The organism is Nafulsella turpanensis ZLM-10, assembly GCF_000346615.1.
Lineage (GTDB): Bacteria > Bacteroidota > Bacteroidia > Cytophagales > Cyclobacteriaceae > Nafulsella > Nafulsella turpanensis.
In genome coordinates this window covers 1-24,667 of the sequence record NZ_ANNU01000077.1, presented here as the reverse complement: position 1 = coordinate 24,667, position 24,667 = coordinate 1, and the positions used below count along the sequence as shown (strand labels likewise).

Below are 24,667 nucleotides of genomic sequence, written 5' to 3'. Positions count from 1 at the left end.
ATATTTAATTATTTATTATTGTAAAAACCTGTATCGCTATTCTAGGACGAGACAGCCTTCTGAATACAGAAGAGGTACATTGAAATAATTACCTTCTGGGGCTTCCTGCAGCAACCGGCTCGTCTTCCGGAACAAGATCTGATTTCTTTCTCCAGAGCTCCTCCATATCTTCCAGTTTTCTGCCTTTGGTCTCCGGTACGTATTTCCAAACGAACCAGATGGTAACCGCACACATCGCGCCATATACCCAGAATGGAAAGCCGCCATGGAAAGTATCCATCAGGTAGGTGTTGCCCATCATCATCGGGAAAGTCTGGCTTACCAGGAAGTTCGAAATCCACTGGGCTGCCACTGCAATAGCCATGGCCTTTCCTCTAATCTGATTCGGGAAGATTTCAGAAAGTAACACCCATACCACAGGCCCCAGGGAAAGGGCGAAACTGGCAATATAGCCCAGCATAAAGATAAGAATCCATGCTTCTGTAATCTGGTAATAAGCCGTAAGGCCTACCGCAGTAATACAAATGCCCATGCCCAGGGCACCGTAAATCATGAGGGGCTTTCTGCCAAGGCTGTCTACTGTAAGAATAGCAACGATTGTAAAGAGCATGTTTACCGCTCCAACCACAATGGTTTGCAGTAAAGAGGAGTCTGTAGTGCCGCCACCTAACTGACTGAATATCTCAGGGGCATAATACAGGATTACGTTAATACCTGTAATTTGCTGAAATACACTAAGCATAATGCCGATAAAAACTACCCAGCCAAAGCCCTGGCCAATGATTTTTACCTTTGGCTTGTTCATGTCGCGGTGCAGGGAAAGCTTGATATCTGCCAGCGCCTTTTTCGCATACTGCGGGTTCATGATTTTGGAAAGGACTGTGTCAGCTTTTTCCTCCTGCCCTACCAGCATCAGCCAGCGAGGGCTGCGGGGCACAAATAGCATGAAAAGGAAGAACAAAGCAGCAGGAATGGTTTCGCTACCAAACATCCAGCGCCAGCCGGTTTCTACCTGCCAGCTTACATCGCCCTGGAGGGCTATATAGTAGTTAACGAAATAAACCACCAAAATCCCCAGTACAATAGCAAACTGGTTTAAAGATACCAGCCTGCCCCGCAGGTGTTCGGGAGCTATTTCAGCAATGTACATAGGCGAAAGCATGGAAGCGATACCCACACCAACACCACCTACAATACGGAAGATTATGAAGACGGTAAAGCTGTCCGGAATGGCGGAGCCTATTGCTGAAACTGTAAACAATACTGCTGCGGCCAGAAGGCCAGGCTTACGGCCAAAGCGGTCGGCTATCCAGCCAGCTATAGATGCACCTATTACGCAGCCGACCAGTGCACTGGAAGCTGCCCAGCCGGTTTGAGCAGCCGTTAATTCGAAATAGGTTCTTAAAGAACCGATTGCGCCGGAAATAACAGCGGTATCATATCCAAACAAAAGACCACCCAGCGTAGCCGCAATGGTAATGCTGATGATGTAAGGAAGATTTTGCTGATCCGAAGCTTTTTGGTTATCAATCATATAAAATCCGTTTAAGCCCCTAATATATTAAAATGGTTCGAAATTTTTTTAAATGTATCGGTTAATTAGGTTTTCCAGGTATTCCTGGCGTCCGCTAATGGTAGCCGGTTCACCGTTTTGGATGGCAAAATCCATCAGGTCCTGCAGCGACAGCTTTCCTTCCTCAAAGGCCTTTCCTTTGCCACTGTCGAAAGAGGCGTAGCGTTCCTGACGAACTTTCCGGTATTCGGAGTCCTGTATAATTTTGTCTGCGGTAATGAGGGCCCGGGCAAAAATATCGGCGCCGCCAATGTGGGCATAGAACAGGTCTTTAGGGTCGGTAGAGTTTCTGCGGATTTTAGCGTCAAAATTTACGCCTCCGCCCTTTAGCCCTCCGGCTTCCAGAAACACCAGCATGGCTTCTGTAATTTCATTGATATTGTTCGGGAACTGGTCAGTATCCCAGCCGTTCTGGTAATCGCCGCGGTTGGCGTCGATAGAGCCCATAGCACCGGCATCGGCGGCAACCTGCAATTCGTGCTGGAAGGTGTGGCCGGCAAGGGTGGCATGGTTTACTTCAATGTTCAGCTTAAAGTCATCCATCAGGTCGTATTGGCGAAGGAAGCCAATAACCGTGGCAGCATCATAATCGTACTGGTGCTTGGTGGGCTCTGCAGGCTTTGGTTCAATAAAGAAGGTGCCTTTAAAGCCTTGTCCGCGGGCATAGTCCCTGGCAGTATGCAGGAAACGGGCAAAATGCTCCTGCTCTCTTTTCATATTGGTATTAAGCAGGCTCATGTACCCTTCGCGTCCGCCCCAGAATACATAGTTTTCTCCATTAAGGGCAATAGTGGCATCGAGGGCTATCTTAACCTGGGCTGCTCCATGCGTCAGCACATGAAAGTCCGGGTTTGTAGCCGCCCCATTCATGTATCGACGGTGAGAGAACAGGTTGGCAGTACCCCACAGCAGTTTCACGCCACTCTCGGCCTGCTTTTGTTTGGCATACTCCACCATTATTTGAAGCCTTCTTTCATTTTCCCTGATATCGTTTCCATAATCCACTACGTCTACATCGTGGAAGCAGTAGTAAGGAAGGTTCATTTTGGTAATGAATTCGAAGGCGGCATCCATTTTATCCTTGGCCCGCTCAACAGGATCCTTTTTTTCATCCCAGGCAAACTGGTGGGTAGGCTCTCCAAACGGATCGGTGCCATTGCCGGTAAAGGAATGCCAGTACGCTACGGCAAAGCGCAAATGTTCCTTCAGGGTTTTTCCTGCCACTACTTTATTCTCGTCGTACCAGCGGTAAGCCATGGGGTTATCTGACTCCGGACCCTCATACTTTATCTGGTCTATTCCTTTAAAGAACTCTTTGTCTCCTAATACTATTTTGGACATATAAGTGTGTTTTTATTTGTTGTAGAATGATTAATGCTGATTTAATTGTTTTTCCAGTAGTTTCTTCCACTCCTGGTATACAGGTTCATACTGTTCCGTTGCCTTTGGCTCAATCAGGAGCAAAGGCCGGGTGTTGGTAAAAGCTTCTTTTTCAGAGCCAAAGGTTTTAATGCCTATACCTGCCCCTAAAGCAGCTCCTACACTGCCATCGTTTACGTGCAGTTCAACAGGAACCCCTGTTGCATTTACAAAGGCTTCGGTAAAGAGGTCGCTTAAGAATAAATTGGATTTTCCTGCCCGGATAACCTTAGGGTGCATGCCGCTTTCCCGCATAATATCCAGCCCGTAACGGAAGGCAAAAGCAATACCTTCCTGCACCGCCCTGAAGATATGTTTTCGGGTATGCAGGTTCAAATCTATATGCTGAAAATGGGAGCCCACCAGCTGGTTGTTCAGCATACGCTCTGCACCATTCCCGAAAGGTAAAACCCGGAGACCGTCGCTTCCTACAGGAACCTGCTGTGCCTCGCTGTTCATTTCCGGGTAGCTAATGTCGGAACCAAACAGGTTTTTGGTCCAGCGGTTGAGGCTGCCGGTGCCATTAATGCACAGCAAAACCCCCAGGCGCTTTTGGTCATCGGTGTAATTAACATGGGCAAAGGTGTTAATTCGCGACTGAGGGTCGTAAACCAGCTGATCGCTTACGCCATAAATGACGCCGGAAGTACCGGCAGTAGCAGCCACCTCGCCCGGCTCAAGCACATTCAGCGATAAAGCATTGTTCGGCTGGTCGCCCGATTTATAGGTAACGGGAATTCCTGCTTTCAAACCAAGCTGACTGGCTAATTCATTTTTAAGCCCTCCATGTTCCGAGAAAACAGGTTTGATGGGAGGTATAAAGGATTTTTCAAACTGAAAATAAGAAAGCACATCTTCAGAAAGTTTATTTTCGCGGAAGTCCCAGAAGATGCCTTCCGAAAGTGCCGATACACTGGTGGTCACTTCGCCGGTAAGCTTCATGGCAATAAAGTCTCCCGGAAGCATTATTTTATCGATTTTACTGTAAACCTCAGGCTCATTGTCCTTTATCCAGGCAAGTTTGGAAGCAGTAAAGTTGCCGGGGGAGTTAAGCAGGTGCGACAGGCTCTTTTCCCTGCCAATGGAGGCAAAGGCTTTATTGCCTATCTCTACCGCACGGCTATCGCACCAGATGATAGAGTTCCTGAGTACCTCCTGCTCCTTGTCCACTACTACTAAGCCATGCATCTGGTAGGCGATACCGATAGCGCCAATATCTTTAGGATTGTACTTGCCACTTGCATGCGCCCGCAGGATAGCCTGCTGTACATGTTCCCACCACAGCTCAGGAGACTGCTCCGCCCAGCTGGGTTTTGGCGATAGAATGGCCGTTTCCTCGTCGGGATACTGAACAGCCACTAAAGATTTCTGCGTTTGCGCATCCACTACCGATACTTTAATAGAAGAAGTACCGAGATCTATTCCTAATAAAAGCATAGCTTATTGCTGTCGTTATAATGTTCGTTAAATAAGTTTTCTTCAAGACACTTTCCTCTGTTGTGGCAGACTTTGGCCTTTCCGGCAGGCAGGCTACATGAAAAAAATGAATGGTAGTTGAGCAAAAGCCCTTTCATTTCAATCGATTGCATGTGCCAGCCTTAAATAAATATTTTATTCATTTAAAAAGCATGCTGTTTTGGGTATGGTGCTGGTAATGAGTTTGTAAGTACTCTTCTTTTTGGCCTGGCATTTGTTCTGTTCCTCAGGAGAAAGCCGGCGCAGTTCTTCCAGTGTATTTATAAAAGTAGGCTTTCCGGAAAGTAATTTCCACCACTTTTTCTTACAAAACCTAAACTATTTTAATGTAAATGTAGGGGCTGTTGCCTGAAAAGTCCTTAATTTTAATTAATATAAGCGATTAAATGGATTTCTTGTCTTTTCCGGCTCCTGCATTTTATTCCTGTTTGGTAAAGGAACCGGCTTTTGAAGTAAAATAAGCTGTGGAATGAAAACCTTAATTGAAAAGCTGCCGGTTGCTGAAGACAATTCTTTTGTTACTAAAACCTTTCGAACCCCACAGTTTGAAGTACCCTGGCACCAGCATATAGAGTATGAGCTTATTTTGATTACAGAAGGAGAGGGGCTGAGCTTTGTTGGCAACTTTGCCGGAGAGTATAAAACAGGGGATGTTTTTTTTATTGGCAAAAATGTACCCCATACTTTCCAGAAGAAGGGCGACGGCATTTCCAGTGCGGTAGTAATCCAGTTTCAGGAAGATTTCTGGGGAAAGGAATTTCTGGATTTGCCTGAGACAAAGGAGGTGAAGGCCTTGTTTGCTACAGCAGGGCAGGGGCTGCAGCTAAGGGGCCAAAGTAAGCTGCTGCTTGGAAAGATGATACGGGAGCTGGAACATTTCAGTGGCTTTAAGCGCATTATTAGGTTATGTGAGTGCTTAGAGCTGATTGCACGGGAAAAGGATTTTATCCCGCTATCGACAGAAGGAGTAAAACTGTCGAACCCAAAAAATAAAGAGAGAATAGAGGGTGTTTTTCGCTTTACCATGGAATCTTTCCGCCAAAGCATTAGCCTGTCTGATGTGGCTGAAATTGCAGGCATGAGCGTGCCGGCCTTCTGTAACTTCTTTAAAAAGAGCACAAAAAAAACCTACATAGATTTTTTAAACGAAGTAAGAATCGCCCATGCATGCAAGCTGCTGATTGAAACCGATTCGAATATCCTCAACATCTGTTACGATAGTGGCTTCAATACGTTAGCTAACTTCAACAAGCAGTTTTTAAAGGTGAAAAAGCTAACGCCTTCCAGGTATAGAAAGGGCTTTTCCGGTAGAAATAATTAAGCTTCGGCAGGCACTGTTTATACTATATATATTATAGTATGTTTATTCCCTTTTGATATGTTCAAAAATGAGGGAATTTCAGCCTGCGTTTCTGGAGCCCTTTGGAGAAGCTTCGTTGCTAAGCCTGCATGCTTGTGGTGGCGCAGGGAAAGCAGGAGGTTTTTCTTTATGATCCTGCCTGTATAGTGGAAGCTTACTCCGGGCAAAACAGACTTAAGCTGTTTTGCCGGAAGTTGCTCTGCCGCCTCTTTATGTATGCTATTCCAGTTCAATTGGCCAGTCGTCGGTACGGAAACTGGAGGCCGGCAAATCCTCCGTATTAAAAAGATTCGGTTCGGCAGTATTGCTCCAGGCAAAGCGTACAGCTACCGGGTTTTTAACCTTGGGGGCACTTACCACAATGGTGTTGCCCTTAATGCGGGCAGTGGCAGGTACAAACTGCCGGTCTTCTCCTGCAATTTCAAATTGGGTCAGCTTTTTGCCTTTTATCTTCAGTCCGTTTTCAGCATAATCAAAATAGAGCCGGATTTTATTGTTTTCCACCTTCATTTCGCGGTAAAGCGGACCCGAAACAGGAAAGTGCTCCCTGCCATAGGTCCTGTTCAGGGCAATATTTGCAAAGCGTTTTCCTACATCCAGTTTATTTGTCGGGTGGATGTTTTCTGTATTGCCGATATCGCTCAGCACTACCATACCTGTTTTAGGAACTGCCAGGCTTTTACGCTGCGCATCCCGCAGGAGCACCCCCTCCATGGGGCGACCATACTGGAAAGGGGCAATCTGGGCAAAGTAGAAAGGAAAGTCATAGCCCCACTCGCTTCTCCAGCTTGCAATAAGGGCAGGTAATAATTTTTCATAGGCCTGTGGGGCGGCTGTATTGGTTTCTCCCTGGTACCAGAGTACACCTGCAATTTTAAACGGAATGATAGGCGCCACAATGGCATGATAAGCTTTACCCGGCAGGTGAGGGCACCAGGGCGCTTCAGCGATTTTTGTGGCAGCCGCCGCCAGCTCAGAATTTTCGCTGATGATGGCCGGCTTTACCCACACCTCTGCCGGCGTGCCGCCCCAGCTGCTGTTAATAAGTCCTATGGGTACATCTAATTCCTGGTGCAGCTCTCTGCCGAAGAAATAGGCGATGGCACTAAAGTCAATCATTGTTTCCGGGCTGGAGGCGGCCCAGTGTCCGCCCAGGTCAATTTGTGGTACATCGGCTGTGCGGTGCTCTACATTGAAAAAACGAATAGCCGGATAGTCCGCTTCCCGAATTGCCTGCTCCGCATTATCGATGCCTGCCCTGGTGCTCCACTCCATGTTAGACTGGCCGGAAACAAACCAAACCTCCCCAATCAGCACGTCTTCCAGAACAATGGTATTATACCCCTTTATGGTAAGTGTATAGGGGCCGCCGGCAGGAGGTGTTTTGAGCGAGACCTGCCATTGTGCATTTGCATTGGCTACCGTTTTTACGGTATCCTGGTTCCAGCTTCCGCTAACACTCACTTCCTCCAGAGCCTTGGCCCAGCCCCAGATAACTACCTCTGTATTTTGCTGCAACACCATGTGGTTGCTAAAAATGGCAGGAAGACCGACATTGGCCAATGCGGAAGAAAGCGGAAGGAGAATGGCTGTTAAAAGCAGGGGGAAGTAGTTTTTCATATACAGAAACGGTTAGTAGGCATATTAGAGATATATACTGAAGTGGTTTTGGCCTGAAGAGCTAAGTTGTAAAGAAAGGAAGAGTAGAGTCTGTTTTTTCTTTTCTCTCAGCCAGGCTTCTTGAAGCCATTATATTGTTTTTACTACTTGTTTTTTAAATAATAAGAGGTGTCGCTGCAGGCTCAGGCTATACATAATTTTTTAGTAAATCCAGAAAAAGAGGATATTGGAGGTAAATTCCCTGTTTTTCTGCAATTTTCATTGATAAGCTGATAAATATGTATTGGTGCAGGCTGTTCTTACATTCTGTGCTCTCCTGTTAAAAATAGTATGGAATTCAGTCTTTTTTCAAAATAATATTTTTTTGGTCAATCAAATGATAAAATAGTATTATGTCTTTGGTGCGTAAAGTACCTAAATTTGGTTAAGCCCGGAGCGTAAAATCCCACTGAGCAGAAAAGTTGCGCTTTCCCGATATGGAGTCCGGGTGGTCTATGAAACTGGAAGGCATGGCAAAAAAAAGAGTGCTGGCTTTAAGGAGTTACTTCACCGGGTAAAGAGACAAGTTTTAGCATACGGCATGGCCGCTAGAATTTGTGAAGAAATAAAAGCAGGAAAAAATTTTTGCCTGGCGTTGCAATCGGTTGCAAAGATAAAAAAAATCTGTAAATTAAGTTTCGGAATATATGCCCCTTTTGGGGAAAGCCAGAGAAGAGCTATAAGGCCGGGTAGAGGAGCAGGAGAAAAGCAGGTCTGAAAAGGCTGTAAAACATAACGGACTGGTTTTTAGCAGGTTACTTCTTAATTTTTATCCAGTGAAATTATAGTTATAGGGCTTGGGACAATAGTCATAGCCTTTTAATTGTCTGATATCTAGATTTAGAGTTCATCCGGTAATTTAAGAAAACAATGGATGAACAGGGGTGTGAAGCTGCAAACGATTGTGAAACCGATTGTATCGCCCGAAGGCAGGGCAGTCGTAATTGAGCTTATCATAGAAGAGATAGTTCCCCCGGGTTTTAGAACAGGAGCATCCATTATAGATTGAGCAATTCTTAAGAATTATCATATTCAAACAATGCAAACGATTGAAATTGCAATTTTATCAAATCTAATAGTATGAAGAGATTATTACTTATTTGCTTATTGTTGGCCTGGCTATTGCCGGACGCAGTAGCTCAAAGGCAGGTCAGCGGAAAGGTGATTGAAGCATCTACGGGTGAACCGCTGCCCGGCGTAACGGTTCTCGTAAAAGGCACCTCTATAGGGGTTACTACTGACCTTGATGGTAGCTATCGCCTCGAAGTGCCCGGGCCGGAGGCCAGCCTTGTTTTTTCCTTTGTGGGTTACCACACACAGGAGGTAGTGGTAGGGAATAAATCAACTATCAATGTGACTCTGGAAGAGGATGTGCAGCAACTGGAAGAAGTTGTGGTGGTGGGTTATGGTACCCTGAAGAAGAGCGACCTTACCGGTTCGGTATCTTCTGTTACCGGAGAGGATTTAAGAAGCACAGTAACCGCTAATATCGATCAGGCCCTGCAGGGTCGTGTGGCAGGTGTTCAGGTTTCCCAAAACTCTGGTGCACCGGGTGCGGCTGTATCTATTAAAATACGTGGTACAAACTCTATTACCGGTTCCAACGAGCCGCTATATGTAATCGATGGTATCCAGGTATCTGGCGATGGCGGAAGAGGTGCCGGTTTCGACTGGGCCGGTGGCGCAGGTGGTCAGCAGGAAAATTCTGTGAGCCCTCTCTCTGCACTGAGCCCGAGCGATATAGAAAGTATCGAAATCCTGAAAGATGCTTCTGCTACGGCCATTTATGGTTCTCGTGCCGCAAACGGGGTGGTTATTATTACTACCAAGCGTGGCAAGGAGGGTGAGGCCAGGGTTTCATATAATGGATATTATGCCGTTCAGTCATTCCCTGAAGAAAGGCGGATAGATGTAATGACTTTGCCCCAATATGCAGAGTATAATAACCAGCTGGCTGAGCAATTCACGACAATAAATCAGAATGAAAGATTCATGGATCCGAGTCTTTTAGGTCCCGGAACAGACTGGCAGGATGAGGTGTTCCAGATTGCGCCTATGCAAAGCCACCAGCTTTCCATAACAGGAGGAAGTGAAAAAAGCCGCTATGCGGTTATGGGAGGTTACTTCCAGCAGGACGGTATCATTATAGGTTCTGGTTTTGATCGTTTTAACATTCGTACCAACCTGGATAGTGAGGTTAAAAGCTGGTTAAACGTTGGTACAAGCCTTTCTTATTCCAGCACAGACGAAGTCATTACCCTGAATGATGGTGGTGACGGCGTAATTGCACAGGCCTTATCGATGCCTCCACAGGTTTCGGTAAGAAATATGGCGGGTGACTTTGGCGGACCTGCCGAAAACGAATCTGCCCAGGTATCGGTAAACCCGGTAGCCCTGGCCCTTTTGCGATCCAACACCTTGGAAAGACAGCGGATTATGGCCAACTTCTATGCAGATGCTGAATTAACGGATGGCTTGTCATTCAGAACAGAAATTGGCTTTGACGACAACACCGGGGTAAGTAATTCTTTCGTTCCGGAAAACTGGGAGGCGCTTCGTACGGATGTAAGCCAGCTTCAGCAGCGCCGCGACAATAGTTTTTACTGGATATGGAAGAACTATTTTACTTACAGCCGCGATTTTGGCGTTCATTCCCTTACTGCCATGGTGGGTAATGAGGCGATGCGCTCAGAGTACGAAGGCTCAGCCCTTTACAAAATTAACCTTGCAACCAATGATATCATTACCCCGAACCAGGGTGATAATTCAGAAATTGCTACTGGCGGATGGGCCGGAGCAAACTCACTGGCCTCTTATTATGGCCGCTTTAACTATAACTACTCCGACCGCTACCTGGCTACTGTTACCCTGAGGGCCGATGGTTCTTCCAGGTTTGGCCCGAACAACCGCTGGGGTTATTTCCCTTCTGTAGGTTTAGCCTGGAGGGTTGCTAATGAAGACTTTATGCCTGAGTCTAATGTGTTAACAGACCTTAAATTAAGGGTAGGTTATGGAGAGGTTGGCAACCAGGAAATTCCTAACTATGCCTTTGGTTCTGCTTTAACAGGTATTAATACCTGGGCCGGTTTGGGTTATATTAATGCCAGATTAGGTAACCCAGACCTGAAGTGGGAAACTACTGCGCAGTATAACGTAGGTGTGGATATTGCATTATGGACCGGAAGAGTGGATTTGACCATCGATGCTTATCAGAAGTTTACCAGAGACTTATTGCTACAGGTATCTCTGCCTAACTATTTAGGTGGTGGTGCAGGTGGTATTGGTGCGCCATATGCGAATGTTGGTCGACTCGAAAATAAAGGACTTGAAATTGGCCTTCATACCATAAATGTTGTAGAAGAAGGGTTTAGCTGGAAAACAGACGTAAACTTTACTTTAAACAGAAACGAGATTACAGAAGTAGACAGAGCTTATACCAGAGGTTTATACTGGTATGCCGGCTTCGACGAAGTAACCCGTACAACTGCCGGAGGTCCGGTAGGTCTTTTCTACGGATACCAGACCGATGGAATTTTCACCACTCTGGAAGAAATCGCGGAGCATGCGGTACAGGTTCCGGGACCGGAAGGAGGCAATCTTATTCATGAAAGAGACGGGGTTTACATTGGAGATGTGAAGTTTAAAGATATCAGCGGACCGGATGGTGTACCTGATGGTATCATTGACTCTTATGACAAGACCGTTATTGGTGACCCGAATCCTGATTTCAGCTTCGGATTAAATAACACATTTACCTATGGCGCTTTTGACTTCTCCTTCTTCCTGAGCGGAGCTTATGGAGCCGACATCTTTAACTTCCAGCGATACAGAATTGAAGGAATGATTTCTGCCTACGATAACCAGTCGGTAACCGTAGTTGACCGTGCCCGCTATGAGGAAAATGAAGCAGGCGAAGTGGTATTGCTGAACCCGGAAACGGATATGCCCCGATTCTCACAGCTGAATGTGAATGAAAACAATCGCATGTCAGACCGGTGGATTGAGGATGGTTCCTTCCTTAGAATCCAGAACGTAAGCCTTGCTTACACCCTGCCAGGCGAAATAACCCAGCGATTTAAAGTGCACAGGCTAAGGGTGTATGCAAATGCACAGAACCTTTACACCTTTACAAACTACACAGGTTTAGATCCTGAGATTGGTGCTTTCGAGCAGGATCCATTACGGCAGAATATTGACATGGGGCGTTTCCCTTCCGCAAGAGTATTTACTTTTGGTGTGAACATTGACCTATAAGGTTTCGGAAAATTAACAGGATTAAATTAATGATTATGAAAAATAAGTTTGTTTATATGCTCATATGCTCCTTGTTGTTTTCAACAACTGCATGTGATAAAGAATTTCTGGAAATCGTTCCGGAAGATGCGCCGACGGTAGATGGCTTCTACAATTCGGCATCTGAAATAAGAGCCGTAACTGCCACTCTGTACGGCCGGCCATGGTTTGAGTATAACGATAAGTTCAGCTGGGCGGCCGGCGATGGCATGGCCGGAGACCTTTTTAATGACTACCAGACAGAAGGACAGCTGTTTTACCTGACTTACTCAGATAACAACAACATTATTTCGCAGGGCTGGAGAGGTTTATATAATGTTATTGCCTATGCAAATGCTATTATCAACGATATGCCGCGTGTGGCAGGACAAAACGGAGTGCCTCAGGAGGTTATCAATGCAGGTCTTGGAGAAGCAAGATTTATCAGGGCTACCGCTTACTACCTCCTTGCAGAATACTGGGAAGAAGTGCCAATCATAGAAAATGTGGCAGCCTTAATTGAAAGCAATAACATTGATGTAGTAAAAAATACCTATTCAAGTGTTATTGAGTTTGTTATTCGTGACCTGGAATTTGCGGCAGAGCACCTTCCGCTGGTGGATGAGCCTGGCAGGGTAACCACCTGGGCGGCACAGGGAATGCTGGCAAAGGTACACCTTACCAGGGCACAAAGAGAAAAGTCTGCTGAAGATTTTGCCAAAGCAGCCGCTTATGCGAAGAACGTAATTGAAAACAGCGGACTTTTCCTGCTGGAAGACTATTCCGATTTATTTAGAATCGAAAACAATAACAACCCGGAGTCATTATTTGCACTTCAGTGGATAGGTGGTGCATGGGGCTTCGGAAACAGCCGCCAGGCAGTAATGGGGCGCAGCAGCTTAATTACCGGAAATAGTGAAGCCTGGGGTGGTTACAAAGGAGTAACTATTGATTACATGGATAATGTAGAAGAAAATGCAGAAGGAGGCGAAGATTTGCGCCAGCCATGGATCTATATGGAATTAGGAGACTTCTACCCTGAAATCCGGAAGGATGCAGGTGGCTATACCTACAACATTGTAACGCCGGATCCGGCAGGTGGAGGTAACCTGGAGAATCCAAGTCCTTTATTGAACAACGTCAAAAAGTATGTAGTCGGCAGCTCTGCAGATTTGGGCGGTATTGCTATCAACAACCAGGCTGTGCCGCTGAACCAGTACATGCTGCGCCTGGCAGATGTATACCTGATTTATGCAGAGGCTGTTTTAGGAATGGCTGAATCGACCAGCGACCCATTAGCTTTAGCTTACTTTAATGCAGTAAGAGAAAGAGCCGGCCTGGAGCCAAGAACCTCCATTACTTACCGCGACATATTTAATGAGCGCAGAGTAGAGTTTGGTATGGAAGGTATTGCCTGGCTGGATGTGAAAAGATACTTCTACCATGACCCTGCTGCAGCAATTGCATACCTGAATGCTCAAGACAGAGCAGCTATTTTTGAACCTATTGAAGGCTATGAAGGAGATGTAAACAGCTGGGAAGCTTATGAAATAGTGCCACCTGCAACACCGGTAGTCATCGACGAAACCGATATGGTGCTTCCTATTCCTAACGGGGAAATAGGTCAGAATCCGAACCTGGGCCCGGGAGTAGAGGCAGTTGAGTACATTTTTGAATAAAAATTTAATTTCATATAGAAATGAAACAGCTTATAAAAAATACATGGCTCTTAATCATTCCTCTACTGGTGCTGGGGAGCCTGATGACCGCCTGCGAAAAGGATGATGAAGAGATGGTAATGAGCGGCGAACCAAGCATTAGTTATGTGCGGGTAACAGACCCTGCTGCCGCCGACTCTCTCCTGGTGGGTGCGCCACTGGGAGACCTGATTGCCATTGTGGGGGAAAATCTTGGCAGTACCAAGCACCTGTGGTTTAACGACCAGAAGGCTGCTTTGGAGCCAAGTTACGTTACGGACAGGACCATACTGGTAAACATCCCAAACAAAGCGCCAACTGAAGTAACTGATGTAATGACGCTGGTGTTTGCCAATGGCGACACCCTCCGCTATCCTTTCGAAGTTACCATTGCTCCTCCGCTGGTACTTGCCATGGAAAATGAGTATGCACCCATAGGTACTGAAACAACAGTAACAGGTGACTTCTTTTTTGAGCCGGTGGCTATAACTTTTACCGGTGGTGCAGAGGCGGAAATTATTGCGATGGACCAGAATGCAGTCACATTTATCGTACCTGAAGGTGCTCAGACAGGGCCTGTTTCCTTTACCACTGCGTTTGGTACTACAATTTCAAACTTCCACTATAAGGATCAGCGAAACATCATTCTGAACTATGACGACCTTACTGCCGAGGGAAGCTGGAGGCCAGGCCCGATTGCAAGCGAAGATGGAATTGATGGAAATTACTTAAAGCTGGGTGGCGTGCTGGCTGCGAACGAAAGAATTGAAGATAATTTTGAATCTCAGTTCTGGGGCCACACCAGGTATGATGTGCCAACAAACTTAGTGGAAGGATATCCGGAAGACCTGGTGTTAAAGTTTGAGGCCAGAGCAGATGACTGGTATGGTTCCATTTTAAATATTACCTGGGGACCATGGGACAATGCGGGTAACCAGGAAGTATGGTCTAACCTGAACGGCAGAGGCCTGTGGAGACCATGGGTGGAGCATGATGCTCCTTTTGATACCGAGGGCGAATGGATAACCGTAACTATCCCACTCACAGAAATGATTTACAGCCATAATCAGGATGCCGACGGGAATAACATATGGGAGCCTGACATGAAGTTTGATAAGGATGTAACAGGCACCCTGTCCTTCTGGGTAATCGCAACACCTAAGGCAGATTCTACGCCATTTGAGCTTCATATCGACAATGTGCGGATAGTAGAAAAGTAATTTTAATTTACTGACTTAAAAGTTATAGAAATGAAATTCCCAAAATATATAAAAAGTTTACCGGCCTTTACCCTGATTATGCTTCTGTTCGCCGGCCTCGCCCTCTCTTCCTGCGAGAAAGAGGAAGAGATAGAGGAGGTGGTACTACATAGCTTTGGCCCTGCAGGCGTAGAACACGGCGACCAGATAAAGTTTATCGGGCTCAACCTCGATAAAGTAACCGCTATCCAGTTGCCTGGCGTAGAAGTACCCAGCAGTGATTTCGTATCGCAGTCCTCCGAACTGATTGAGCTGGTTGTACCTAAGGCTGCACAGGCCGGGAAAGTGATCCTCAGAACCCCCGGAGGAGATATTGAATCAAAAGCAATGCTTAACTTCTTGGTTCCGGTGGTAATAGAGTCCATTACAGATGAAGCCCGCCCTGGTACGAATATCAGTATTAAAGGTGAACTGGTAAACTGGATTGAAGAAGTGATGTTTAATGATGGCATCGTGGTTACCGACTTTGTGAGCAAGTCGTTAAACGAGGTGGTGGTAACCGTGCCAATGGAAGCCCAGTCAGGCGCCCTGGTATTTAAAACAGGCGGCACAGAGCCAATGTCTTTTGCCTCTGAAGAAGAACTGATTGTAACCTTACCAGCAGTTACCTCTTTTAGCCCTGCAGCCATAAAGCATACCGATAACCTGACCATTACAGGTACCGACCTCGACCTGGTAACCTCCATCGCTTTTGAGGGGGATACCGCTACAGAGTTTGTAAGCCAGTCAGCTAATGAGATTGTGGTAGCGGTTCCTGCCCAGGCCGTAAACGGACCCCTGACGCTAATGCAGGCCTCTCCGGTTAATGTGGTTACCAGCGAGGAGCTGACGATCATTCTGCCGGTAGCGACTGGAATAACTCCAAAGCCGGCCGTGCCTGGTGTTGATAATATTACCATTACAGGTACCGACCTCGACCTGGTAGGAGCACTGACTCTACCAGGCGTAACAGCACCAATTACTGTACCAGCGGCTGATTTTGTAAGCCACTCAGCTGAGGAAATTGTGCTGGCATTACCCGATGACGCTAAAGCAGGTGCTATTAAATATACTTCTATTCACGGCTTTGCAGGTAGTTTAGGCGTAAATGTTGTTGTACCGAGCGAAGGTCCTCCGCTGTTAGCGACTACTGTTTATGATGATGAATTTTTCTTCAATGGAAGTCCGGAAAGCTGGGGTGGTACTGCCGATCCTTTAAGCACTGAACAAGCCTATTCAGGAACCATGTCTTATAAGTTTGAAACAAACGGTGATGGTGGGGCGAAGATTGTTGGAACATCCGTAGATGCCAGTGGCATGGGGGTATATGTCTTCTCTCTCTATGGAGGTCCCGGAACGGATGGTAAACAGGTAGCCGCCATCCTGGGGCATGGTGGTGCTGACAACTGGGGTAACTATAATGCCGTAACCCTGGTGGAAGGAGAATGGACAGAATACAGAATAGATTTGTCAAAATACCCTGATGTGGACCTTTCGGCTATTTCTAACTTTGTATTTAAACCGGAAGGGGCTAGTGCTGGTGATGTTATCTATATAGACAGAGTTGGGTTTGATCCTGCAGGACCTCCACCACCTGCACCACTGGCTGCCCCTATTTATACCGATGCTGCCGGAAGTGGATTCGGAGCGTGGGGAGGATTTGGTTCTGCCATTACTGAATTTGGCACTACCGAAGAAGTTCGTGGCGGTGATAATGCCATCAAGGTTACCTATGGCGGTGGCTGGGGTGGTGGCCCTCAGTTTGGCGGAGGGAACCTTTCAACTGATGGTGCTACCAGCTTTGCCTTTTCAGTGTTTGGAGGAGAAGGCAGCGAAGGAAAAAGCGTGCAGCTTTTAATTAAAACGCCAGAAGGTGAATTCACAAAACAGGTTCCGGTAGTTGTAGGAGAATGGACAGATGTTGAAATTCCATTGTCTGAGCTGGGAAATCCTTCAGCTATTACGGAGTTGTTCTTCCAGGATACTGATTTCTCCGGAGTAGTTTATTATGACCACATTGGCCTTAGATAAATTTAAGTAACCACTACAAAATGGTACGCCTAAAATGGCGTACCATTTTCATTACCACTTTCTGCACCCTTGCTTCCGTAGGCACAAAACCTGCTCGTAGAGAAAGGGCCGTGTTTAAATGGGTACCGGTAAAAAAAGTACCAGCCTAGGCTAAGGAAGGACTATAAAGGGGTGTGCTTAAAGTGTTAATTTCAGTTGCCAGAAACTGCTAATGAGTTAGTAGAATACCAGGGATAACAAATTCCAGTATTGGAAATTGCCGCAAACCGGCCTGAGTGAATTAATCATGAAGAAACGTCTACGGCTACTTTGTTGCTTATCGCTAAGCTTCCTGTTTGCTTCTCAACTCTATGCACAGAAATACGAGGCAGAAGGTGCGGTTCTTAGCAATGGAGCCAGGATGCAGGCCTGCTCTTCCTGTTCGGGCGGTTATTATGTAGCGCAGGAAGAAGGTGCTCTTTCCTTTTCAGTGAATCTAACGGAGCCTAGCTTTTACAATATCTCTGTTGTGGCGGCGGCTCCTTATGGAGAAAAAACAAATATTATCTCGGTTAACGGAATTTCAGCTGAATTCTACCTGGCCGATAGCAGCCAGTTTGCCGCTTATAAGGTGGTAAATACCTTTAAAATGGAGCCCGGGGAGCATAAAATTGAAATATTAAAATCCTGGGGCTGGATTGATATTGATTTTATTGAATTACAGAAAGTAATTGTTTCGGAACGCTTTAACCTGAACCAGACACTGGTGAGCCCAAATCCAATTCCGGAAGCCAGGGCTTTATACGACTTCCTGCTGGACCAGTATGGAAAAAAGATTATTTCCGGTGCTATGACACTGGACAGCCTCGATGAGGCTATTTGGTTGAAACAGCATACAGGACAGGAGCCGGCTTTGCTTGGAATTGACTTTATGCACAGTGGGAGAGGATACAGCTGGTACCAGGATAAAATGCCTGTAATGAATGCACATACCTGGTATAGCCGCAATGGTATTCCGGCGCTCATGTGGCACTGGAGAGATCCTTCGCGCGATACAGAAGAGTTCTATACCAAAAGCCAGTCTAAACCTGATGGCACCGACTTCGATATTTCCCGAATTGCGGATGAAAGCTCTGCAGAATACCAGGCCATGCTGCAGGACATCGATTATGTGGCCGGACTGCTAAAGGAACTGCAGGAGGAAGGTGTGCCGGTAATCTGGCGGCCCCTGCATGAAGCTGCAGGAGGCTGGTTCTGGTGGGGCGCAAAGGGTCCTGAGCCTTTGAAAGAACTTTGGCTGCTTATGTATGACCGAATGGTAAATCACCACGGGCTCCGTAACCTGATTTGGGTGTGGACGAGAGAGCCGGGCGATGAGGCCTGGTACCCCGGAGATGCATATGTGGATATTATCGGGCGCGACATTTACAAAGAGGGCGACCATAGCTCCCAGGCCATCGAATTCAATAATCTGAATGCCCTCTACGGAGGAAAAAAAATGGTAACGCTCAGCGAAGTAGGTTCTTTTCCTGATCCGGATAAGCTGCTTCAGGAAGGTGCCGGCTGGTCGTGGTTTATGCCATGGTACGGCAGCTATACCCGTGAGAGCCAATACAACCCCCTGGCACTTTGGGAAAAAGCGCTGGCGCATGAGTATGTAATAACGCTGGATGAAATGCCTGCGCTGGCCATTTACGAAAGGCAGCCGACAGGCATACCCGATTTTAGTGAAGATGAGCAGTCAGTACTTGCTTACCCGACCAGGGTAATAAATGAGCTGACGATAAAGAGTAAGAGCAGGCTGGAATCTGTAATCATTTATAACACCCTAGGCACAATGGTGAAACAGGAAAGGCTGAGCGGGAATACAGCAGTCATTTCAATGGCTGGTTTTCAGCCGGGCCTGTATATCCTTAAGGTAAACCAGCAGCACAGCCTGAGGGTGATGAAGGAGTAATGAGAGAAGGGTTTATCCCTGCCTGAATTGATAAGCTGCAGGAGCTGCCGAAAGTTGGAATAAGACGGCCGCTGAAGGCCAATTCAGCTTGTGGTAAAGTACAGAATAGTGGTCAACGTTTGTGATTCTGACCTGCAAAAAAAGCAGCTGCCTTGCTACCGGAATAGGCAAGGGGCTTACAAAAAAGAAGAAGAAGTTAAATTAAACAGCATCATAATGACAGTAAGGAATATAAAGAGCCTGGGCATATTGGCCTCTTTTGGAATATGCCTATCCTGCACTCCGGCCGCTACTGAGGAGACGGAAGCTACACTAAATGAGCAGATACGCCTGAACCAGCTCGGGTTCTACCCTGAAGGTCCGAAAGTGGCTGTGGTAGCCGGCGATGTAGAGGCAGATGTCTTTTATGTAATCAGTACTAATCTGAAGGATACAGTTTTTTCAGGAAGGCTAAGTGAAAGGAGACAATCCTCTTATTCGGGAAAAACCACCCGCATTGCCGATTTCTCAGAGATGGAAAAGGAAGGGACCTTTGTTGTTTCCGTACCAGGAGTGGGACAGTCCTATCCGGTAACGGTCGGGCCGGAGGTATATGAAGATCTGACAAAGGCCGCTTTAAAAGGCTTTTACTTCCAGCGGGTTTCTACCGCCCTGCCTGCCGAATATGCCGGCGAATGGGCACGCGCGGCAGGCCACCCCGATACGGTCGTACAAATACATGCTTCTGCGGCCACCCCCGGCCGCCCCGAAGGAACGACCATTTCTGCTCCCCTGGGCTGGTACGATGCCGGCGACTACAACAAATACATCGTTAACAGTGGCATAAGTACAGGAACGCTGCTTTCCCTGCACGAAGAATTTCCGGCTTATACACGTTCCTTGTCTCTGACTATTCCGGAGGGAAATAACGAGCTTCCCGATTTGCTCGATGAGTCATTGTGGAACCTCCGCTGGATGCTTGCCATGCAGGACCCAGCCGATGGCGGGGTATACCATAAGCTGACAACAGCTGAGTTTGAGGGGATGGTAATGCCTGCAGATGCGAAAAATACCCGTTATGTGGTGCAGAAAAGCACGGCGGCCACTTTAGACTTTGCCGCCGTAATGGCACAGGCAGCCCGTATATTCCGCGATTATGAAGAGCAGCTGCCAGGGCTGGCAGATACCTTTCTGCAGGCGTCAGAAAAAGCCTGGGCATGGGCAGAGAAAAATCCTGACCAGCTGTACGACCAGCCTGCCATGAATGAAAAGTATAAGCCTGCTGTAAATACAGGTGCCTATGGCGATGATGACGTAAGTGATGAGCGGGTGTGGGCTGCTGCAGAACTCTGGGCTACCACCGGAAAAGAGCAGTACCAGAAAGCCATCAGCCTCCTGCCTGAAGATAGCCTCCTGCTGGTTCCTTCATGGGGCCAGGTGCGTGCGCTCGGCTACTATACGCTGCTGCGCCATGCCGATAAACTTGAAGAGCAGGACCCTCAGCTGCTACAGGCAGTAAAGGAGCAGGTGCTTGCTTTAGCCGGGAGCCTTACCGAGGAGGTAGATGCAAACGCTTATGCGACCGTAATGGGCCGCTCCGCCGAAGATTTTGTGTGGGGGAGCAGTGCAGTGGCAGCCAACCAGGGAATTGCCCTGATTGAAGCTTACCAGCTAAGCGGCGAAAAAGCTTACCTGGACCATGCGCTTTCGAACCTGGATTACCTGCTGGGAAGAAATGCCACCGGCTATTCTTTTGTAACAGGCTATGGAGATAAAACGCCCATGTTTCCGCACCACCGCCCTTCGGAGGCCGATGGGATAGAAGCGCCGGTGCCTGGTCTTCTGGCAGGAGGGCCCAACCCGGGGCAGCAGGATAAATGCGACTATCCTTCCAATGCCGCGGATGAATCTTACGTAGATGCCACCTGCTCTTACGCCTCTAATGAAATAGCCATTAACTGGAATGCTCCTCTGGTATACCTTACAGCTGCCCTCGAGGCCCTGAAGCAGGAAGCAGCTTATGTACAGGACAGGAATAATTAAATAAAACAGATATTTAACCAGGCTGCCTGTTCCGGAGAGAAACAACCGGAAATCTCTGGCAGGCAAAAAACCAAATTCTATTACATGAATCTTAAATCTTTTACGCTGCTCAGCGGCATGGCACTCCTCCTGCAGTACTGTGGAACGCCACAGGCCGCTGAAAGTAATGTTACTCCCTCCAGTAGCAGAGTGGATAGTCTTCTTTCTGTCATGACGATAGAAGAAAAAGTAGGGCAGATGACACAGGTGGCCATTGACCTCATTCTGGAAGATGATGAAACCACCGTGGTGGATATGGAAAAGCTCAGAACGGCCCTTCTGGAGAAAAACGTAGGCTCCATCCTTAATGTGAAGGGGCATGCCTATACCGTGGATCAGTGGCACGAAATCCTGAATGCGATTCAGGAAGTGGCCACCGAAGAAACCAGGCTGGGCATACCCATCTTATATGGCATTGATGCCATCCACGGGGCGAACTATATCGCAGGCTCCACTTTATTCCCGCACAATATTGGCACTGCCGCCAGCCGTAACCTGGAGATGGCCCGCAGAATTGCTGAAATCACCGCAGCAGAAACCCGTGCGGCAGGGATACCCTGGAACTTCGACCCCGTGCTGGACGTAGGCCGCCAACCTCTCTGGCCCCGCTTCGAGGAAACTTTTGGCGAGGATGTATACCTGGTAAAAACCATGGGAGCTGCTACCATTAAAGGGTATGAGCAGGATGGCCTGAACCAGGACCATACCGTAGCTTCGACCATGAAGCACTTTATTGGCTATTCCATGCCCGAAACCGGTAAAGACCGAACGCCTTCTTACATACCGGAAACCATGCTGCGGGAGTTTTTGCTGCCCCCATTTAAAGAAGCAGTAGAGGCAGGCGCCTCCACCGTCATGATTAATTCCGGCGAAGTAAACGGGGTTCCGGTGCATGCAAGCAAATATTACCTGACCGACATCCTGCGCGATGAGCTGGGCTTTGAAGGAGTGGCAGTATCGGACTGGGAAGATGTAATTCGCCTGCACACCCGCCACCGGGTAGCGGCCACGCCCAAAGAGGCCGTTCGCTTGGCCGTGGAAGCAGGGCTCGATATGAGCATGGTGCCGCTCGACTACTCCTTTTACGACCTGCTCGTGGAGCTGGTAAAGGAAGGCACCATCTCCGAAGAGCGCCTGGACCTTTCCGTGCGCCGTATCCTGAACCTGAAGGAAGAGCTTGGCCTGCTGGACAATCCGTTCCCGAAAGAAGAACTGAAGAGCCGTGTACAGCTGGCGGAATATGACAGTGTGGCCTACGATGCTTCCCTGGAAAGCCTTACCTTACTGAAGAATGAGAATGATATCCTTCCGCTCGATAAAGGCACCAAAGTGCTGGTGGCCGGTCCGGGCGCTAACAACCTGGGTACCCTGCACAGCAGTTGGTCCTATACCTGGCAGGGAAGCGATGAGGACCTCTATCCTGAAAAGGCCCTTACCATTGTGGAAGCCCTGCGGAATGAAATAGGCGAAGAAAACGTCATCAGCCGCTCGGTAACCGATTATGGCGCTGAGGAGAACTACGATATCGACCAGCTGAAAGCCGATGCCGCCGGGGCAGATGTCATCCTTCTTACCCTTGGCGAAAAAGCCTATGCCGAAAGCCCGGGTGTAATCGATAATCTTGAGCTCGACCCCCGCCAGCTGGCCCTTGCGGAAGCAGCCGCTGAAACAGGCAAGCCGGTGGTGCTGGTGCTTACCCAGGGCAGACCGCGCGTCATTTCTTCCATTGTGCCCGATATGGATGCCGTGCTGCTGGCGTACCGCCCATCCACTTTTGGCGGAGCTGCCATTGCCGATGTGTTGTTTGGCGACTATAACCCCAGTGGTATACTGCCCTTTACCTATCCGCGCCATTCGGGCGATGTGGTGCTGTATGACCACAAAGGAACCGAAAAGATCCGCGAAGATCAGCCCAATACCTATGGCGACGGAGGCTTTAACCCGCAGTGGACCTTCGGTGAAGGCCTGAGCTACACCACCTTTGAGTTTTCCGATTTGCAGGTGAATAAGCCTACTTTCGGTCCGGACGATGAGCTGGAGGTACGTGTAAAGGTGAAGAATACCGGCAGCCGTGCAGGACAGAAGGCCGTGGAGCTGTACAGCCGCGACCATTATGCCAGCATCACCCCAAGCGCCAGAAGGCTCAGGGACTATACCAAAGTATCGCTGGCTCCCGGAGAGGAAAAAGAAGTAGTCTTTACGGTTAGCCCTGAAGAGCTTGCCTTCGTAAACGAGGCAGGAGAGTGGGTAACGGAAGCAGGCGCCTTCGACCTGATGGTGGGCGATCAGAAGGTAGAGGTAAACTACGCGCTTTAAACAGGAGCAAAAGGAAAACCTTTAGCGAAAAAAGAAAAAAGCAGGACCCTCTTCATGTAACCCTTCCTGTGAAAAGCCGCTGGTTCAATATCAGCGGCTTTTTTATGTTTTGTAGGTGGGGAGGCTTTCGCTAAAAATTCCGTCCGTATCCTCTTTCCCATCAGCCTGTAGAAGGGGATAAAGAGTTGAAAGCATGAAAAATTGTGTAAAGAACATTTTACCTAAATTTGCCCATCATTTAATAACTGCTCCTGTAGTTCAATGGATACCTGCCTGCCGGGAATAGGATTTTATTAAATTTGAATTACTTTTTGTAAGTAGCGACTAATTAAAATAATAATACGAGCCTTTCATTTTATTTTGAAGGGCTTTTTTATTGATAATATCCAATATTTGAGATTAATGTTTGCCCGTTTTTTATAAGGTGGTAAACATTTTACATTTTATTGTTACCCATCTTTTTCAATCTCCTGTTACCCGCACACCTATCACGGCGGATAAGTAGATTTTTAATGGAGAAAAGCTATTCTGATAAGTGCTGTTTATTATCGGCTTCGATCCTTCAAGGATGCTGTAAAGATTGTCCATTACCAGATTTACTTTTATGAACATAAATTCATTGGAATTCGAAACGAATTGACCACTCCCATCCCAATTCGAAATGCCATTAAAGTATTTTAAAGAAGTACCAGAATCGTTTCAATGCATAAGGAGGCTTGTTTGTGTTAGGAGAACAACCTTTTTAAAACTAATTGTGTCAATTAAATAAGTAACAAAGGATTATGAGCGATGCAGATTATTTCGAATTCATGTTATGTGGTAATGTTTTTATTTCTATTATGGGGCTGTGAAAAAGATGATGTCTCAACTTCTAAAGAAGTAGTTGAAGTAACCCTGACAAACACAGAAGAATATATCCATGATTTTAAAATATGTGGTGATGAGGAAGGAGCTACTATTGTAACACAACCACAGTATTCAGAAGTAAGTGAAATAGTTAGAAATGCAAACACCGACTGGTGTATAGTATATAGATATAAACCAGAATCAGACTTTGCAGGAAAGGACTTTGTTGTGATTGAAACCTGCTCTGGTGGAATTGGAACGGTTTGTACCGATATACAGACAGTTAGAATAGATTTTACGGTTACAAATAAGTAGGTTTTTAGGGGCGCCTTTAAGTCAAGCTCTCCATAACTATTGCCTTATGGGCTACTTACCTCCATTGGTGAGCAACTACATGATTAGAGAACTTATAGTCAATCAAGCATCGGAAAGATTCCTACATAGGAAAAGGTTGAGTTAGTTTATAAATAAAATACCCAATAATGAAAAAGCGATTAGTGGCTTTATTCTTCACAATGGTTCTGTTTTTAGGATTCCCTTCCTGTAAGGACGACTCAATTGACTGTTCAATAGCAGGTGAGTTTTTTGATATAAATGGAATTGAGATAGACAATTATCAAATTAGCGAAAGCAGGTTTGATAATGGTCATTATTGGAAGCAGGTTGAGGGTGATGAAACCATACCGTTTGATGAATTCTTTATGAGGGTATTTTTTGAAGTAGATTATTATTTAGTGGACCCCAAGCTTAGGACAGCTTTCTTTGAATTTTAATTGAATTAAG

16 protein-coding genes are annotated in these 24,667 nt (G+C 46.9%); 12 read left to right on the top strand and 4 right to left on the bottom strand.

From position 1 onward, the window contains the following. Window positions 1-88: 88 nt before the first annotated feature. Genes xylE through F752_RS0122190 form a run of 3 tightly spaced genes read right to left on the bottom strand, consistent with a single transcriptional unit; the run spans window position 89 to window position 4,429 of the window. Complete coding sequence (gene xylE / locus F752_RS0122200) at window positions 89-1,534, bottom strand: D-xylose transporter XylE (protein WP_017733948.1); 1,446 nt, start codon at window positions 1,532-1,534, stop codon at window positions 89-91. A gap of 48 nt (window positions 1,535-1,582) precedes the next feature. Continuing rightward, a complete protein-coding gene (xylA, locus tag F752_RS0122195) occupies window positions 1,583-2,914 on the bottom strand; it encodes a xylose isomerase (RefSeq protein ID WP_017733947.1) in 1,332 nt (443 codons plus the stop codon). Between the two features lie 30 nt (window positions 2,915-2,944). Next, the gene (locus F752_RS0122190; RefSeq protein ID WP_017733946.1) at window positions 2,945-4,429 is read right to left on the bottom strand and encodes a xylulokinase; all 1,485 of its coding nucleotides are present in this window, start codon (window positions 4,427-4,429) and stop codon (window positions 2,945-2,947) included. Window positions 4,430-4,937: 508 nt separating this feature from the next. On the opposite strand from F752_RS0122190, the gene F752_RS0122180 reads away from it, so the two are divergent. Beyond that, window positions 4,938-5,789 (top strand): AraC family transcriptional regulator, encoded by an 852-nt coding sequence (locus F752_RS0122180; RefSeq protein WP_017733944.1) that lies wholly within the window; start codon window positions 4,938-4,940, stop codon window positions 5,787-5,789. A 258-nt stretch (window positions 5,790-6,047) separates the two neighbouring features. On the opposite strand, the gene F752_RS0122170 is transcribed toward F752_RS0122180, so the two are convergent. Beyond that, on the bottom strand, window positions 6,048-7,448 hold the full coding sequence (locus tag F752_RS0122170) for a sialate O-acetylesterase (RefSeq protein ID WP_017733942.1): 1,401 nt from the start codon (window positions 7,446-7,448) through the stop codon (window positions 6,048-6,050). Between the two features lie 487 nt (window positions 7,449-7,935). Here F752_RS0122170 and F752_RS26365 point away from each other — a divergent pair, with 487 nt between their 5' ends. From F752_RS26365 to F752_RS0122105, 11 genes are all read left to right on the top strand, one after another. Then, the gene (locus F752_RS26365) at window positions 7,936-8,205 is read left to right on the top strand and encodes a hypothetical protein (protein ID WP_017733941.1); all 270 of its coding nucleotides are present in this window, start codon (window positions 7,936-7,938) and stop codon (window positions 8,203-8,205) included. Window positions 8,206-8,361: 156 nt separating this feature from the next. After that, on the top strand, window positions 8,362-8,496 hold the full coding sequence (locus tag F752_RS26875) for a hypothetical protein (protein WP_017733940.1): 135 nt from the start codon (window positions 8,362-8,364) through the stop codon (window positions 8,494-8,496). A gap of 71 nt (window positions 8,497-8,567) precedes the next feature. Then, window positions 8,568-11,741: a SusC/RagA family TonB-linked outer membrane protein gene (locus F752_RS0122155; protein WP_040665056.1), complete on the top strand. Its 3,174-nt coding sequence runs from the start codon at window positions 8,568-8,570 to the stop codon at window positions 11,739-11,741. 35 nt (window positions 11,742-11,776) lie between these two features. Beyond that, a complete protein-coding gene (locus F752_RS0122150; RefSeq protein ID WP_152425267.1) occupies window positions 11,777-13,438 on the top strand; it encodes a RagB/SusD family nutrient uptake outer membrane protein in 1,662 nt (553 codons plus the stop codon). 20 nt (window positions 13,439-13,458) lie between these two features. Continuing rightward, the gene (locus F752_RS0122145) at window positions 13,459-14,676 is read left to right on the top strand and encodes a glycan-binding surface protein (protein WP_017733937.1); all 1,218 of its coding nucleotides are present in this window, start codon (window positions 13,459-13,461) and stop codon (window positions 14,674-14,676) included. Between the two features lie 30 nt (window positions 14,677-14,706). Then, window positions 14,707-16,725: an IPT/TIG domain-containing protein gene (locus F752_RS0122140; protein WP_017733936.1), complete on the top strand. Its 2,019-nt coding sequence runs from the start codon at window positions 14,707-14,709 to the stop codon at window positions 16,723-16,725. A 286-nt stretch (window positions 16,726-17,011) separates the two neighbouring features. Beyond that, the gene (locus tag F752_RS24875) at window positions 17,012-18,661 is read left to right on the top strand and encodes a glycosyl hydrolase (RefSeq protein WP_152425266.1); all 1,650 of its coding nucleotides are present in this window, start codon (window positions 17,012-17,014) and stop codon (window positions 18,659-18,661) included. A gap of 216 nt (window positions 18,662-18,877) precedes the next feature. Then, complete coding sequence (locus F752_RS0122125) at window positions 18,878-20,683, top strand: glycoside hydrolase family 9 protein (protein WP_040665058.1); 1,806 nt, start codon at window positions 18,878-18,880, stop codon at window positions 20,681-20,683. An 84-nt stretch (window positions 20,684-20,767) separates the two neighbouring features. Next, window positions 20,768-23,038 (top strand): glycoside hydrolase family 3 N-terminal domain-containing protein, encoded by a 2,271-nt coding sequence (locus F752_RS0122120; RefSeq protein ID WP_017733932.1) that lies wholly within the window; start codon window positions 20,768-20,770, stop codon window positions 23,036-23,038. 789 nt (window positions 23,039-23,827) lie between these two features. Continuing rightward, window positions 23,828-24,199 carry a hypothetical protein gene (locus tag F752_RS0122110; RefSeq protein ID WP_017733930.1) on the top strand — a complete coding sequence of 124 codons (372 nt, stop codon included), beginning with the start codon at window positions 23,828-23,830 and terminating at the stop codon, window positions 24,197-24,199. Window positions 24,200-24,366: 167 nt separating this feature from the next. Then, complete coding sequence (locus tag F752_RS0122105) at window positions 24,367-24,657, top strand: hypothetical protein (RefSeq protein WP_017733929.1); 291 nt, start codon at window positions 24,367-24,369, stop codon at window positions 24,655-24,657. The last annotated feature ends 10 nt before the right edge of the window (window positions 24,658-24,667 follow it).